The sequence below is a fragment of the Candidatus Bathyarchaeota archaeon genome (assembly GCA_029882535.1).
Lineage (GTDB): Archaea > Thermoproteota > Bathyarchaeia > Bathyarchaeales > SOJC01 > JAOUKM01.
This window is the reverse complement of sequence record JAOUKM010000035.1, coordinates 1-14,624: the sequence shown is the minus strand read 5'-3', so window position 1 is coordinate 14,624 and position 14,624 is coordinate 1. Positions and strand designations below refer to the sequence as shown.

Here is a 14,624-nt window from a genome sequence, read left to right as displayed (position 1 = left end):
GGCTTTTTCATATGACGGTTATTCTTAGGTTTTCTTGGGCTTCCTAAGTATTGAACCCACATACAGCCCGATGAAACCAAGCACCAAAGCAAAGACAACATACTCCGCTACAATCATTTCCATCAGGAATGCCGAATATGAAGCCCAGTCCAAAGTTGTCCACCCATCAGTAGAGAACATGCTCTCTAGACCTTCAGTAATCCCAGCGCTGGTGTAGGGATTTGTGTAAGAAGTCATTGTGTAAAACGCCAACACAAGCGCAAAAAAAACAACAATCCTGCTGATTGCTCCTTTCCTCGACTCCTCCTGAATTTTTGCTGCAAACAGGTAACCAACAATCAACGAAGCCACCAAAATCGAAAGAATAAGGGCAACGTCAACCCCCCAAACAGTGCTCACTTGAACAAATACCGCCAAAAACACAAACTCAAGCAATATGTAAATCACACTCAAAGAAACCGCAGCCGTAACAACATCACTAAACTTCAACCTATCACCTCCTTTGAAATGAATATACGTATGTGTGTCTTCTCATTCAGTTTTTATGACTTGTGGAAGAAACTTCAATCTAGCAGACTACAGTAGAAAGTATGTTATATTTTAGAATCAAAGTTACTAACATAGACAGTGGGTAATAGTAGATAGGTCTTTTACAGCAATACGGAAGTTTGAGTCTGTTACGATCCGCGCAAGCGCCAAGAACAAAAAGATTCCGCATCCGAAAATTCTCGCTGACTAAAGTAATTGAGATTGGACTGGAGTAAAACACTACCTAAAACTGTGGATAATAGAGAAACACCTAGGAAGGTAGGTTATCGGAACGCGCGCATCGAAACAACAGATTAGAATCTTGGAAGTTCAAATTCCAGACCCTTATCAAGAAGTTTCTCTATTATTGGCACAAACATGTGTGCTGTTTCAAATAAATCGTGAAGAAGAATGATCTCATTAGAACCTGTAAAATTTAAACCCCTTCCTCCTTCAGGAACATCTTCATCCATCCTTTCAAGGACATCTTTCAACCCTTTGATTCCGTATCTTGGCTCTTTCTCCAGAACTACCCAGTCCATCGTAACATAAGTGAGGTAAACATCGACATCATTCAGAAGATGTGCTTCATTAAACCAATCGTAGTTAATGTCCTTGAATTTTGGTTGCTTGTAGCCTAACTTTTTCAAGAAATCTTGGATGGCTTTGATGTGCTCGAGGTTTTCCCTTCTAGGGAAGAAGCCCCCTTTCTTAATATCAGATCCACCACCCTTATCACCCCAAGGAAACCTGAATACCTTAGCTGGTCTTTCTATCCCTGCTTCTTTATATACCGCTTCGATCAATTCATCGGTTATCTCAATCTGTCTAAAACATTCTTTTAACGAAATTTTTGAAAAATGAGGATGATCATATGAGTGATTTCCCATCACGAAACCTTTTTTTGTCGCGTAGACGACAACCTCTTGTCTCTTCTCTAATAATTCACCTCTACAGAACCAAATAGCGGGGATTCCTTTTTTAAGAAGAAAATCGACTTTCCTCTTCATATCGTTTGATGGACAATCGTCGATAGTAAGGTAAGCAATTTTTCTTACCATAATCGTAGTTGAGTTTGACCCTGTTAATATTGTTTTATGTCTCCTTGTATGCGCGCATATAGAATATTGCATTCATGTAGGGGATACGATTTTTACCTGTCTTATTGGAAACCTATAAATGGTTGCCCTTATCCCTGTTGGTTGGGTAAATTTTAGCTTACTTTGCTGTCAACTATACAGAGTTCCGCGCCATGTATCACTTGAATCCACCAGTTCAACGCCACAAAGTCATTGTCATAATATACGATTAATCGCGCAACACTGTCCACCGCCGCCTCTTCTGGCACGTTCCCTTCCCATGTTAAAGTCCTCTGATTACATGGCTTCAAAATAAGCAGTTTCTCCTCGCCTTTCCACGTCCAATCGTCACCCTCAAAGGTCACCGCGATTTTCCACGTGCCTTCAGCTGTGCCTTTGTTCTTGAAAGTTATCTTGACGATGAAAGATTCATCCGGCTTCTTGTCTACTGTTCCTCCACACGTAATCTCCATGTCCAGCAAAGAGACGCCTTGAGTAGGTCTAAAGAAGTAAACTGCGCCTAACGTTCCAAGCGCCAACAAGGCGATAGTTACTATGGCAAATATTTTCTTTTGCATTTTTATCGCTTCTCCTTTCTTCAAGAAATTGTCGTTTTGCTCTTTCTTATATGTTTGTTGAGTTATCTTCTAGAGAAGATAGGTAACTTATCTTTTCTCATGGAGTGAGTCTGCTGCGGTCTCTTGGAAACAAAACAACTTCCCGAATATTCCGTTTACCCGTCAACATCATCAGCACCCTTTCTAAGCCAGCTGCCCACCCGGCATGTGGAGGCAGTCCATAATCAAAAACTTGTAAATGATGTTTAAAGGATTCCGGGGCTAATCCCTGTTCTTTCAGCCGCTTCGTTAAGAGATTTTTTGAGTGAACACGTGTTCCTCCAGAAGCCAGCTCCATCCATTTCCACATGTAGTCGAATCCTTCACTAACCTCAGGGTCATTGTCTTTCGGTTTGATGTAGAAGGGCTTGGATTTCATAGGCCACTCGGTTATGAAGTAGAAGTAGGGATGAAGCTTGCCTAAGGTTCGGTAGGCGGGTGTAGGAATATCTTCGCCCCATGGAACTTCTATTCCTTCCTTCTTCAGTTCGTCTAAAATTTGCGTGTAGGTAAAACGCCTTGAGGGCAACTTCGGGATGTCTACTTTGTGTTTTAAAATTTTTAGCTCTTTTTGGCAGTCTTCCTTCACGGTTTCACAGACGTGGCACATAACTTGTTCCAGCAGTGTCATGACGTCGTCTGCAGTAACGAAAGCTTGCTCTATATCTATTGAGATAAACTCGCTCAAATGTCTCCGCGTGTGGGACTCTTCAGCCCTAAAAAAGGATCCAATTTCAAAGACTTTCTCAAAACACAGAGTTAACTCTTCTTTATATAGCTGTGGACTCTGAGCCAAATAGGCTTCTTGGTCAAAATAGTCTACAGAGAAAAGAGCGGCTCCACCCTCAGTTGCAGTTGCAATGATTCTCGGCGTGTAAACCTCTATGAAGCTTTTTTCTGAAAGAAAACTGCGAAGGGCAGTTAACGTTGTGTGCTGGATGCTCCATATTGCCCGATTTTCCTCTTGACAAAGGTCTAAGACTCGAGCGTTCAATCGCGTGTCTACAGCTGCGGGAGTTTTGCCGGTCACGTCGAGAGGTAACGGATGCTGCGCCACTCCCAAGATTTTTATTTCATTTGGGATTATCTCAAAGCCACGCTGCGTCATCTCTGTCTTTTTCACGATGCCTTTTACGCCGATGCAGTATTGTGTTTGCAGAGAGTTTGCTTTCTCCAAAACTTCCTTTCTTGCTTTCTTCTTTGGAACAGTTATCTGAACTGTTCCTCGTTGGTCTTGAAGAATTATGAATTTTATGGCACCTAAATCTCGAATTTCTTGAACCCAGCCTAAAACGATAATTTCCTTCCTATCCAGTTCAGGTTTTACATCTGCGGTGTACAGCGTTTTTCGCCAGCCATCCAGTGAGTCAAGTTTCATATGATGTCCGTCTCTCCTTAACGTGAAAATTCTATTCTAAGAACAATGTTTCGAACTTTCTTAGTAATCTGTTTCATTGCTTTAACATTTATCGGCGGCGGTCTTCGCCCTCTTTTTCTCAGAATGACTCGGGTTTCAGTGGTTCCGTCTGGAAGCCAAATCGTGTTTATAGTCACGACAGGTAAAGGGGCAAAGAGGTCTTCAAGAAATTTCCTGTCATCTCCACCATGTTCTAAGATGCGAATTCTTTTGCCAGTTTTTTCACCTATCGCCCTGATAATCTTGCCACCATAACCCAAAAGACGAGAAACATCACCTCGCCCAACAATTAACGCAAGAACACCGTCTGCTTCGACGGCTTCATGAAAATAAACGTTCTGCAAAGGAGGATATTTTTTTTCCAGAGATAGGAGTAAGCGAGCGATTTCAAGATATGTATCGCTAATCTGCCCTGACTTGACCTTTGACTGACAATTTGAACATAATATTCCGCTTTTCAAGCAGAAATTGCATAGCTGTGTTTTCACTTTTTCAGGGTCCTCCGAAGCAAAGGAGCAGGCAATAAGCTTTATATGCTATTCTACAGCCTCACTCTTTGACATGTAATGTTCTGTGGCTTTTTAAGGTAGAGTGGAGCAAATAAATACATTACGGTATTCAAGAAGCAGCTTTAATTATTGAAAGCCTAATTTTTGTGATGTAATAAGTTTAAATAATCGTTACTAACGTAAAGTTCTATCTTGTCTAAAATCAAGGTGTGAAAGCTCTTTGACCAAAGAAGTCATACTTAGCGGGCGTCCCGTGCAACTACTTCGCATGCTCTATGAAAGAGGCAACTTCACTACAATCTACACGTTACGAATTAAGCAAAACGATCTGGCAGCACAACTTGGAATAAGCCGTCAAGCCTTGAACGTGCATTTACGCAAGCTCCGAAACCAAGACTACATTCGTACGGGCAGAGGTTTCATAGATGTTACCGAAAAAGGTTTAAATCTTCTAGGAATCTCAGCAAATCCAGCTTTTGTCTTTCTTAAAATCTCACCCTTGAAACGGAAGGAGGCTTATGAGGAAATCTTTCAATTTCCAATTCAACGCGTCTTTCGTGTAGCAGGCGACATGGACGCAATTCTGGTGATTGAACAAGAAAAACTAGACGAAACCCTCAAAAGATTGGCAAATGTTGAAGGGGTTCTAGACACAAGAACTTATATCGCTATCCAAACGTTAAAATAACTTCTCTCAAGAAAAGTGTTCCTTTATGAAACTCTTCGAGTATGAAGCAAAAACAATTCTAAAAAAATATGGCATCCCTATTCCCAATGGGGCACTCGCTACTTCTCCAACCCAAGCAAAGGAAGTCGCTTCTAAGTTTCATGCTCCTTACGCTGTAAAGGCTCAAGTGGTTGTTGCAGGAAGAGGCAAAGCAGGTGGAATCCAGTTTGCCAACACATTGGAAGAGATTGAAGGTGTTGCCGAGAAAATCTTGGGCATGGAAATAAGAGGGCTTAAAGTTGGCAGTATCTGGATAGAAGAAAAAATCAGAATAAAAAGGGAGCTTTACTTCGGTATAACAACCGATCGCTCCCGCCGCTGCTACGTAGCCATTGCATCTACTGCTGGAGGAGTGGATATAGAAGAGGTTGCAGCTAGGACGCCTGAAAAGATTATCAAAAAATTCGTCGATCCAATTTTAGGTTTTCGGAGTTATCATGCAAGACAGATGGCAAGCAAGATTGGGTACTCGGGGAAGTTAATGCTCAAGCTTGCAACCATCTTTGAAAAGCTTTACAAGGCTGCCATGGAGCATGACGCTGAACTGATTGAAATGAACCCTATAGTGGAAACCGTTGATGAAAGGTTTGTTGCAGCAGATGCTCGACTTATAATCGACGACAACGCCCTTTACCGCCATCCACAATATAAAGCACGATTATTTTTAGAAGACAAAACTGAACTAACGTCTAAAGAAATAAGGGCTCGAAAAGTGGGCTTGGCATACGTGCAACTAGATGGTAACATCGGCATCATGGGCAACGGCGCAGGATTGGTGATGGCTACTCTAGACGCCGTTCAGCTTTACGGAGGCAAACCTGCAAACTTCCTTGATGTTGGTGGAGGCGCCTCTGAAGAACAAATTGTAGCGGCTCTTAACATCCTATTGGCAGACTCCCAAGCGTCTGTAGTCTTCATTAACATTCTAGGTGGCATCACTCGCTGCGACGACGTTGCAAGAGGAATTTTGGATGCAAAGAAGAAAGTTGGCTTTACGAAGCCCATTGTAATACGTTTAGTGGGCACAAACGAGGAAGAAGGCCGTCGTATACTTACAGAGGCTAGCATTCACGTGTTGGATAGTATGGAAGAAGCTGCGAGAAAAGCGGTGGAAATGTCCAAGGGAGGATGACAGCAAGATGGGAATTATCGTTGGGAAGGACACTAGAGCTGTGGTGCAGGGCATAACTGGCACTCAAGGCAGTTTTCACACACGATTGATGCTGGACTATAAAACTAAGATTGTTGCGGGAGTAACCCCGGGCAAAAGTGGAATGGAAGTTCACGGCGTTCCAGTTCATGACACGGTTAAATCTGCAATTCAAGAACACGCCGCAAACGCATCGATAATTTTTGTTCCCGCACCCTTCGCAGCAGAAGCGGCACTAGAAGCCATGGATGCCAACATAAAAACCATCGTAATAATCACAGAACACATTCCCATAAGGGACTCAATTCAAATAATGGCGTACGCAAAACAGCAAGGTGTAACTGTTATCGGTCCCAACACGCCTGGAATTATCACCCCGGGTGAGTGTAAACTAGGAATAATGCCTGCCCACGTTTTCAAGCAAGGCGTTGTAGGTGTTGCTTCTCGAAGCGGAACTCTAACCTATGAAATTGCGGCTGAGCTTACAAAGTGTGGGTTGGGACAGTCCACTTGTTTTGGGTTGGGAGGAGATCCGATTGTGGGATTGAGCTTTGTTGATGCGCTGAAGATGTTTGAGAGAGACTGTCAAACAGAGACTGTTGTTTTAATAGGTGAAATCGGTGGTAATGCTGAAGAGCAAGCAGCAGAATACATTGCCACCACGAGGTATCCGAAACCTGTAGTGGTGTTTGTTGCTGGACGCACGGCTCCTCCAGGGAAGCGTATGGGACATGCGGGCGCTATTGTTATGGGTAAAGCGGGGACTGCGGAGAGCAAGGTTGAAGCTTTTAAAACTGCTGGGGTGAAGGTTGCCGAGAAACCGAGTGACATTGCGAAACTTTTATCTGGAAATATTTGAAAGGGAAAGATTTAACAGCAAAGTATTTTTAGAAGGAAGAGGCAGCAAATATGCTTTGTTTGAGTCGCCATTAAAGAGAAGTGGGTGAAATGGTAGATAAAGAAAAACCGAAAAGTTTCTACCCTTCGACACTGGAAGGGGATGTAGATTTCGAAACTGGAAGCTTAACACGGGAAGAGATAGAGGCAATTCTTAACGCTCTACCTGTGGACATAAGTTTTGTAGACACAGAAGACACTGTTCGTTACTTCAATAAAGCTGAAGGACGAGTTTTCCCTAGGACGAAAGCAGTGATTGGTCGCAAGGTTCAGCAGTGTCACCCACCAAAAAGCGTACACATAGTCAACCAAGTACTAGACGACCTAAAAAAGGGAAGAAGAAAATCAGCAGGCTTCTGGATAGACATGAATCAAAGAAAGGTTTACATACAATATTTTCCAGTGCGGAACCAAGAAGGCGAATACATAGGGTGTATCGAGGTAACTCAGGACATTACGGATATTCAAAAGATTAAAGGTGAAAGAAGGCTGCTGAACGAAGTGCAGCACATATAACATGCTTCATTCTATTAGCGCATATAATTTAGAGATCAAAGTTACCGGTATAGTCTGTGTGTGAAAGAGAAAGTAGATTTTCAGTTTGAAGTGGAGATATCTCCTGCAACTCCCTTTTTCTTTCTTAAGGCTTTCTGAATACAACCAAAAAGTGCTCAGAGCTTCCTACCACTGAAGGGTCCGTACAGGTTTTCAGCAGAATCTCTGTCCACATCGTCCACTTTTGTTTGTCTTTGTACAGCCTGTTGGTTTCTTTCCTATGATGTGAAGAAAGACCTTCCAGTCCCGCCAACTCTACGGTTTCAGCACCAAATGTTTCAAAAAGCGCTTGCAATTCTTTAGGTTTGAACCAATGTGCTGCTGTAAATCCTTCGCCATGTAAGCCTGGCATGTAATCACCCACTTCCCAATGGTGCCTTGCATACTCCATCTCTTGAGGAAACTCGACCAGTATGCTCTTGAGGAGCCCCACCCGACTAATTACAGAAACAAATAACGGTGCTCCTCTTTTCGCAACACGCAAAAGCTCTGCAACAGCTTTCTCTCTTTGCTCGATGTTCAACAAATGACATAAGGGAGCCCCTAAACACAGCACAGCATCAAACATGATCTCAGAGAAAATTGACAGATCTTCAATTGAGCCTTGAACAAAGTTCTTCACATTCCTAAGGACACTTGCTTTCTTGACTCTTCTCTTTGCGAGTTTCAACATTTCTGGCACAAGATCCAACAAAACGACTTCGTAACCTCTTCTTGCTAACTCGATCGTGTATCTTCCAGGTCCACCACCTGCATCTAATAACAAGCCTTTTTCAGGTAGATATTTTTCAAGGAAATGCATGGTCACCATGAACTCAATCTTGCGATATGGATCTTTTTGCAAACGCTGCCATTCACCTTGAGCTGTTTCAGTGAACCACTCCTTGACCAAATTCTCAACCTTATCTCTATCGAACTTCAAAATTGGCACTCACGTCTATATATCAGATATTTGGACAATCCAGTTGTAAACCTATCGCAACAAGTGCCGATTCTCCCCGCAAACGCCTCATTTTTTCTGAGGAACTGCACACTCGTTATGCGTGTGAAAAGCGATCTAGACAGTAGTTTATACCTTTATGACGAGCGCTTGGAATAGAATATAAGTCAGTATTAGAACTGCTCCTCCAGTTTTTGAGACTCCACCTCTCATAATGAAGCGCCAGAATATGATGGTTGTTATTAACAGGAATGGGAGCATTTCGATGAAGATAGTCATGTCTACTTTGAAAGGAGAGGTCAGGAGAACTAGTCCCAGCACAAGGGTCAGGTTGGTAAGGTTAGAACCAATGATGCCTCCTAATGCTAGTTGTACGCGACCACGTTTGACTGCTGCAAGGTCGATTGTAAGTTCTGGCAGTGAGGTGCCTATTGCGACTATCTTCGCGCCTATCAGGATGGGCGGAACTCCTAAGGCAACAGCTATGTTTGAGGCAGAGTAAACTGTCAGGCGGGCAGCTACTACCACGATCGTGAAACTCAGTAAGAGTGCTGCGATTACAACGCCCTTTTTTCCTTTGCTTATCGCTATGCTGTCATCCAACTTAACAGGTGGCGTTCTTTTTCGCGCCATAAGATACGTGTTTATCAGAAAGGTGACAAGGAGGATGATGCCGATAATGGGACTTGGAATGTCCAAAATGTGGTATTGATTTATGACAAGAAGCAGTGGTATGAGGGCTGTTATGAAAAGCATGTCCGTTAGTTCCACGAGTAGGTCAGTGCAACAGGTTTTGAGGTATCCAATTATACCCAAGATGCCGAGAACTGCTCCCATATTGAACACGTTGGAGCCTATGATGTCACCGATGCTGATGGCTGGATTTCCTTGAATAACTGAGAAAAGAGCGACGACTATCTCAGGGGTTGAGGTCAGCACTGCAAGGATTATGAAACCTGCCGATGCATCGCTCAATCCAGTTATTTCGACAAGTTTTTCGATTGATTTTATGGCAAAGTGGCTAGCCGACGCTAAGCCGACTACTGAGGCACTCAGAATCAGCAATTGAACTAACGTGTCTTCTAGCATAACATTAGGATTTTCATATGCGCTTTAGATATACTTTATGCGGCGCGTACATAGTCAACCTGTTACTCTTCAAAAGAGGAAGCAACATTGGCTTTCTTCGCAGTCTCTCCTCAACATGCGCACACTGCATAAAATTATTTAGGAATTGCGTGGCTCAGTTTACTTTCTCGATAATATGCATTAAACGTTTTTCGCATTTTGGACAGTTGAATAGTTTAATGTGAAAGATCCCGTAGTTCAATTCTTTGGAGTACCATAAAACGAAGGATATTCTGCATGTCAAAGAAATGCTGGAACACAGAAGCATAAGCAACACTCTGATCTATACTCGGCTCACAACCTTTGAAAGAGATGAATATTTCTCAGCCACTGTCAAAACAACAGACAAAGCCAAGCAACTTTTAGAAGCTGGTTTTGAATATGTGTGTGAAATAGAGAACTTTAAGCTCTTTAAGAAGCGAAAGTAAACGGAAAAGTCGAAAAGCCTACAGTAAAGTATATTTCTACACTAGAATAGAGATATCACTCGATTATTCCCGCAAAATCCCTTTTTTCATCAAGGACTCCCACAAAAAGTAATTTGGCAAGTCTGCATAATGGATTAGAATGAAAAGAGAGTTCAAACTGTAGGCTTTGTGCTTGGAGTGAATAAGACTTGGTAAGGGTCAAGGTCGTCTGGAATTTAACGAAGCCACTTCCTGACCTAAGAATGAATGAGGAAACAGTCGTGAAGCCTGTAGAGAAGAGCCAGTTGGCTGAGGTCGGAAAGATACTAGTGATCACTTGGGGAGGGTTCATCAAGAATCCAGAGACAACTGTTAAATGGGTAGGACCAAAAGTGGAAGCAAAACTAGAACAGCCTTTCATCGCATATCTGAAAGGTAAACCCGTCGGAACCGCCTGTCCCTTGCTGGACAGAGAGTCGAAATCGGGGCGGTTAGATGGGGGGGTGCATGTTCTACCCAAATACCGTAGACAACGTATTGGGACCACACTACTCATGACAGCTTTGAAATGGCTGAAAAATAATGGAATGAAAGAGGCTTGGGTAACACCTTGGAACCCAGAGGGTGAAACAGCTACTCAAAGAGCCATTTCGTTCTATCTATCAAATGGAGGAACAATCAGCGAAAGGTGATTCATCTGCAGTGCAGTGGAGATTTCTCCCGCATCTTCCCATTTTTTATATGCAAGTGTTTTCGAGGTTTATTGGAGTGATGGATTTCGTCGCAAGTGTGGCAATGATTTTCATTCAGCTACCGCCAAAACAATAGAAGAAGCAAAGAGACTCATAGAGGCTGGCTTTGAGTATGTCTGCGATATCGACAACTGTAAGTTGTTTAGGAAACGAAAGTAAACGGTAATGTTGAAAAGAAAACAGTAAAGTATATTTGTGGCTGTCGTGTTTGAAACGTAAACCAACAGGAGTTACCACTCTTGCCTGTAACTGATCTGCAGAAGAAAACTATTGCCCAACGCCATAGGCTTTATATGAAGATTTGTCGACAGTGCGGCGCGCGGAACGCACCTTCGGCTGTCAAATGTAGAAAATGTAGAAGCAAAAATTTGCGCTGGAAAAAGCGGGAACTAATCCGCTAAGCTTCTATTGTATTCTCCCCTTCACCTTCAAAAGCAACAAAGTCTTTCCATCCCTTTGTGATGCTACCGATTCGATTCAGATTTGCCTTTATAATGTCAAACCTGAAGGAACTCTTCATTGTCCGCGCAAGCTGCGCCAAAAGAAAGTTTGGGCGTTGTAGTAGGAATTGTCGGTAGTAGTGGCGGATTAGGTCTTTTATTTCCTCATAAGGCACAGTGTCTGGATAAACATTAGCAACGGCGACGCCCATTTCCCAGTATTGCTCTTCCTGTTCTTTGGTTAAATAGCCTTTCTCTTCGAATTCATCCCAAATAGCCATGCCCGGAAACACACCTAGAATGTTATATTGGGGAACGTCTAGGGGGACTTCTTGCGCAAATCTGAGAGTGTTCTCTATCTCTTGTCTTGTTTCTGTTGGAGCACCAACGATGAAAGAGCCGACAATAATATCCATCGCTGCCTTTCTCGCTGTCTTTACAGCAGTTCTGGATTGTTGAGGAGTTATTTGTTTTCGATAGTAGTCTAGGATTCTCTGGTTTGCGCTCTCTATGCCGAAATACACTATTTTGCAGCCCGCCTTAACCATCGACCGCATCAACCCGTAAGATGCATAGTCTACTCTTCCTTCGCAAATCCACTCAACATCAAGCCTTTCCTTTACGATTTTTTGGCAGAGTTTGATTATTCTTTTCTGGTTTATGGTGAAACTGTCGTCCACGAAGAGAAACTGTCGATATCCTTCGCTTGCTAGCTGTTGGAGTTCTTCAAAGGTTTTTTCAACCGACCTAGGACGCCATGTGCCATGAACGATTTTTTGGCAGCCGCAGAATCTGCAGCGGTAGGGGCAACCTCGAGAGGAGAGTAGTGTAGTGAATTTTTTTGGAGCGCCAATTGCACCTACGAGGGTCGAGTGGTATTCCACGTTTAATAGTTTGCGGTCAGGAATTGGCAACGCGTCGATGTTTTTGATTAGAGGTCTGTCTGGAGTAGCTATGATTTTGTTTTTTTGTCTGAATGTTATTCCTTTCACTTTTTTTAAGCTGCGTTTTTTCTCTATTGTTTTTACGAGTTCTTTGGTTGTTTCTTCGCCTTCTCCGCGGACTATTATGTCCACTTGAGGGTAGGTGGTAAGTATTCTTTTGTCATTGAAGGTGGCGTAGTAGTTTCCGAAAACAGTTACGATGCTAGGGTCGTTTTCTTTTACTTCTTGTGCGATTCTTGCGGCGGTTTTGCCTGAGCTTGCTAGAGCCGAGAAGCCTAGTATGTCCGGGTTTTGTTTTTCCACCCATCTTGCTGTCTGTTCTAGGGAGTAAGCTTCTGCCGCTTGGTCTAGAAGTGCGATTTCTACTCCTTCGTTTTTTAGTATAGTGGCAATGTAGAGTATGCCTAGAGGTGGCCAAGAGCCTACTACTTTGCTTTTTTCGGTTAGAGATAGCTCTTCGTTTGCTCCTGGGCTTATGAAGGCGAACTTCATTTTTTCCGCGTTTCCAACTGATTAACTGTTTGGGTTTGGCATAAGAAATTTTTGTTAAGGGTTCTTCTGGGAGAGAGCGTTTTGTGTGTGTAACACCTAGACCTCTCTAGATTTTATTTGACTCCAAATAGGCGCTTTATAGATGCCAAATATGAACGACGCCTAATTTACAATTATTGGGCTTCTTGAGAGGCTTCTTTCAATATAATTTTCTGAGGAGAGATCGGGGAGAGTTGCTTTCTTCAGGTCTAAGTCTCTTCTGAGTGGCATTCCAAAAAAGATAATAGTTTCTAAGACATATTGCATTTGGGAGAAAACGTGAAGGAAATAGTTTCAGCATCGTTGCTGGCGTTGCTTTTGATTAGCATGTTAACATTGGCAGTTTGCATTCGACCGGTTAAAGCGGGAATGCACTTTCCTGAGGTTATATTGTCTCCGGAAAGCCCATTTACTATTGACAATATCAATGTAACAGTAAGTTTTCCCTTTTCAACTATGCCTCCTGCCGTAGAGGAGTTTGGTTCATTGATTCAAGTTGACAACACTTTCTCCATTGATGTGTCTATTTATGTGCCAGCGCCAGACGAATATGTTTTAATGGTTGTTCACGATGACAGAAATACCTACAATTTAGGGCAATTGCCAGAGGGCGCGTACGAATTTGAAGTGTACGTAACCTACGTCCACTATTTAGAGGGATTACATTACCTAGCAGGGAAAATTTCCTTCATGGTAGATAAGCCAAAGCCTGAATTACTGTTGGAAACTGACAAATATATCTACAAGCTCGGAGAAAACATCACAATTACGCTTACAAACATTGGCAACCAGACAGTGGAAATTGGAGGACACCCAGCATGGCAAATATTCACCTACCCAGACGAGGAACCAGTCTATCCCATAGTCTATTCATTCTTGATATGGTGGTTAGCTCCAGGAGAGAACGAAAGCCTTACTTGGAGTCAATATGATGTATTAAGAGAAAATTATGTAGATCCAAGAACTTACATCATAAAGGATTTGCAAGGATGGGGATTAATCACATATTTCAAGATAGTTGACGCAGAAATAATAGTTCCAGACGAGTATCCTACAATACAAGAAGCCATAAACAACGCGAACGAAGGAGACACCGTGTATGTAAAGAGAGGGACATATTTTGAAAACGTGATTGTAAACAAGACTGTTTCACTTATTGGAGAAGACAAAACTGAGACCATTATTGATGGTGGCGGGATCAACAGTTCTATACGAGTATCAGCGAATAATGTTCTGATAAGTGGTTTTACCGTACAAAATGGGCGCTGGGAAGCAGTTTGCATATGGGACTACAGCAACGCCACCGTTGTTAACAACATTCTTGTTCACAGCACCTTTGGAGTGATGATTGCTAACGGTCAAAATAACACTATAACTAGCAATGTCATATTGGAGAATGGTTTCGGTATCCAAGTGGCTGGATGGCCCGCTTGGTCCAATACAATTTCCTCAAATATGCTGGCTAACAATACTTGGGGTATCGAAATTCATGATGTGGGTGGCTCCAATATTATTAGAGACAACATCATAATTTCAAGTTCAACAGGTTTGCATTTAAGTGATTCACATGGAAACATCATTTACGAAAACAATATAATACAAAGTGGCTATGGTATCTTCGTCGTTTCTTCTTCAAATAGCTATATTTTCCATAACAACTTCATCAACAACACAAATCAGGTTTACTTCGTAGACTCGTTCAATAACACTTGGGACAATGGTTGCGAAGGTAATTACTGGAGTAACTATAATGGTACTGATCTAGGTACTGACGGCATAGGGGACACTGAATTGCCTTGTGAAGGTGTTGATTATTATCCTCTGATTAATTTATACTGGAGTCCTGGAGACGTTAACCATGATCTGAAGGTTGACATTTATGATGTTGTTAGAATAACAGCAGTTTATGGCTCTCGAGAAGGAGATGATAATTGGAATCCTCACTCTGATATTGCTGAACCATATGGCATCATAGACATATACGACGTAGTCAGATGTACAGG

Annotated in this window: 16 protein-coding genes; 8 read left to right on the top strand and 8 right to left on the bottom strand. The window is 42.4% G+C overall.

All coding sequences use genetic code 11. The features are described 5' to 3' along the window. Positions 1–24: 24 nt before the first annotated feature. From OEX01_08010 to OEX01_07990, 5 genes are all read right to left on the bottom strand, one after another. Positions 25–489: a hypothetical protein gene (locus tag OEX01_08010; protein ID MDH5448925.1), complete on the bottom strand. Its 465-nt coding sequence runs from the start codon at positions 487–489 to the stop codon at positions 25–27. A gap of 353 nt (positions 490–842) precedes the next feature. Further along, positions 843–1,589, bottom strand: a complete 747-nt coding sequence (locus OEX01_08005; GenBank protein MDH5448924.1) for a polysaccharide deacetylase family protein — start codon at positions 1,587–1,589, stop codon at positions 843–845. A gap of 152 nt (positions 1,590–1,741) precedes the next feature. Beyond that, on the bottom strand, positions 1,742–2,185 hold the full coding sequence (locus tag OEX01_08000) for a hypothetical protein (protein MDH5448923.1): 444 nt from the start codon (positions 2,183–2,185) through the stop codon (positions 1,742–1,744). 97 nt (positions 2,186–2,282) lie between these two features. Beyond that, positions 2,283–3,602, bottom strand: a complete 1,320-nt coding sequence (gene aspS / locus OEX01_07995; protein ID MDH5448922.1) for an aspartate--tRNA(Asn) ligase — start codon at positions 3,600–3,602, stop codon at positions 2,283–2,285. 17 nt (positions 3,603–3,619) lie between these two features. Then, positions 3,620–4,129, bottom strand: coding sequence for a hypothetical protein (locus OEX01_07990; GenBank protein ID MDH5448921.1), 510 nt, complete (start codon positions 4,127–4,129; stop codon positions 3,620–3,622). A 241-nt stretch (positions 4,130–4,370) separates the two neighbouring features. Between OEX01_07990 and OEX01_07985 the strand changes: the two genes are divergently transcribed. From OEX01_07985 to OEX01_07970, 4 genes are all read left to right on the top strand, one after another. Further along, a complete protein-coding gene (locus OEX01_07985; GenBank protein ID MDH5448920.1) occupies positions 4,371–4,838 on the top strand; it encodes an Lrp/AsnC family transcriptional regulator in 468 nt (155 codons plus the stop codon). A 25-nt stretch (positions 4,839–4,863) separates the two neighbouring features. Next, positions 4,864–6,009 (top strand): ADP-forming succinate--CoA ligase subunit beta, encoded by a 1,146-nt coding sequence (gene sucC, locus OEX01_07980; GenBank protein ID MDH5448919.1) that lies wholly within the window; start codon positions 4,864–4,866, stop codon positions 6,007–6,009. 7 nt (positions 6,010–6,016) lie between these two features. After that, the gene (gene sucD, locus OEX01_07975) at positions 6,017–6,886 is read left to right on the top strand and encodes a succinate--CoA ligase subunit alpha (protein MDH5448918.1); all 870 of its coding nucleotides are present in this window, start codon (positions 6,017–6,019) and stop codon (positions 6,884–6,886) included. Positions 6,887–6,975: 89 nt separating this feature from the next. After that, positions 6,976–7,440 carry a PAS domain-containing protein gene (locus tag OEX01_07970; GenBank protein ID MDH5448917.1) on the top strand — a complete coding sequence of 155 codons (465 nt, stop codon included), beginning with the start codon at positions 6,976–6,978 and terminating at the stop codon, positions 7,438–7,440. 124 nt (positions 7,441–7,564) lie between these two features. Here OEX01_07970 and OEX01_07965 read toward each other — a convergent pair whose 3' ends face one another. After that, positions 7,565–8,401, bottom strand: a complete 837-nt coding sequence (locus tag OEX01_07965; protein ID MDH5448916.1) for a class I SAM-dependent methyltransferase — start codon at positions 8,399–8,401, stop codon at positions 7,565–7,567. Between the two features lie 147 nt (positions 8,402–8,548). Further along, positions 8,549–9,508, bottom strand: coding sequence for a hypothetical protein (locus OEX01_07960; GenBank protein ID MDH5448915.1), 960 nt, complete (start codon positions 9,506–9,508; stop codon positions 8,549–8,551). Positions 9,509–9,753: 245 nt separating this feature from the next. On the opposite strand from OEX01_07960, the gene OEX01_07955 reads away from it, so the two are divergent. The 3 genes from OEX01_07955 (at position 9,754) to OEX01_07945 (ending at position 11,107) form a co-directional block, all read left to right on the top strand. Continuing rightward, entirely contained in the window at positions 9,754–9,975 is a 222-nt protein-coding gene (locus OEX01_07955; protein ID MDH5448914.1) for a hypothetical protein, read from the top strand. Between the two features lie 188 nt (positions 9,976–10,163). After that, entirely contained in the window at positions 10,164–10,646 is a 483-nt protein-coding gene (locus OEX01_07950; protein MDH5448913.1) for a GNAT family N-acetyltransferase, read from the top strand. A gap of 299 nt (positions 10,647–10,945) precedes the next feature. After that, positions 10,946–11,107: a 50S ribosomal protein L40e gene (locus OEX01_07945; protein ID MDH5448912.1), complete on the top strand. Its 162-nt coding sequence runs from the start codon at positions 10,946–10,948 to the stop codon at positions 11,105–11,107. On the opposite strand, the gene OEX01_07940 is transcribed toward OEX01_07945, so the two are convergent. After that, a complete protein-coding gene (locus OEX01_07940) occupies positions 11,104–12,582 on the bottom strand; it encodes a B12-binding domain-containing radical SAM protein (GenBank protein MDH5448911.1) in 1,479 nt (492 codons plus the stop codon). The genes OEX01_07945 and OEX01_07940 overlap by 4 nt on opposite strands. 318 nt (positions 12,583–12,900) lie before the next feature. Here OEX01_07940 and OEX01_07935 point away from each other — a divergent pair. Then, positions 12,901–14,624, top strand: a 1,724-nt coding sequence (locus OEX01_07935) for a pectinesterase family protein (GenBank protein MDH5448910.1), incomplete at its 3' end; no start/stop codon positions are given.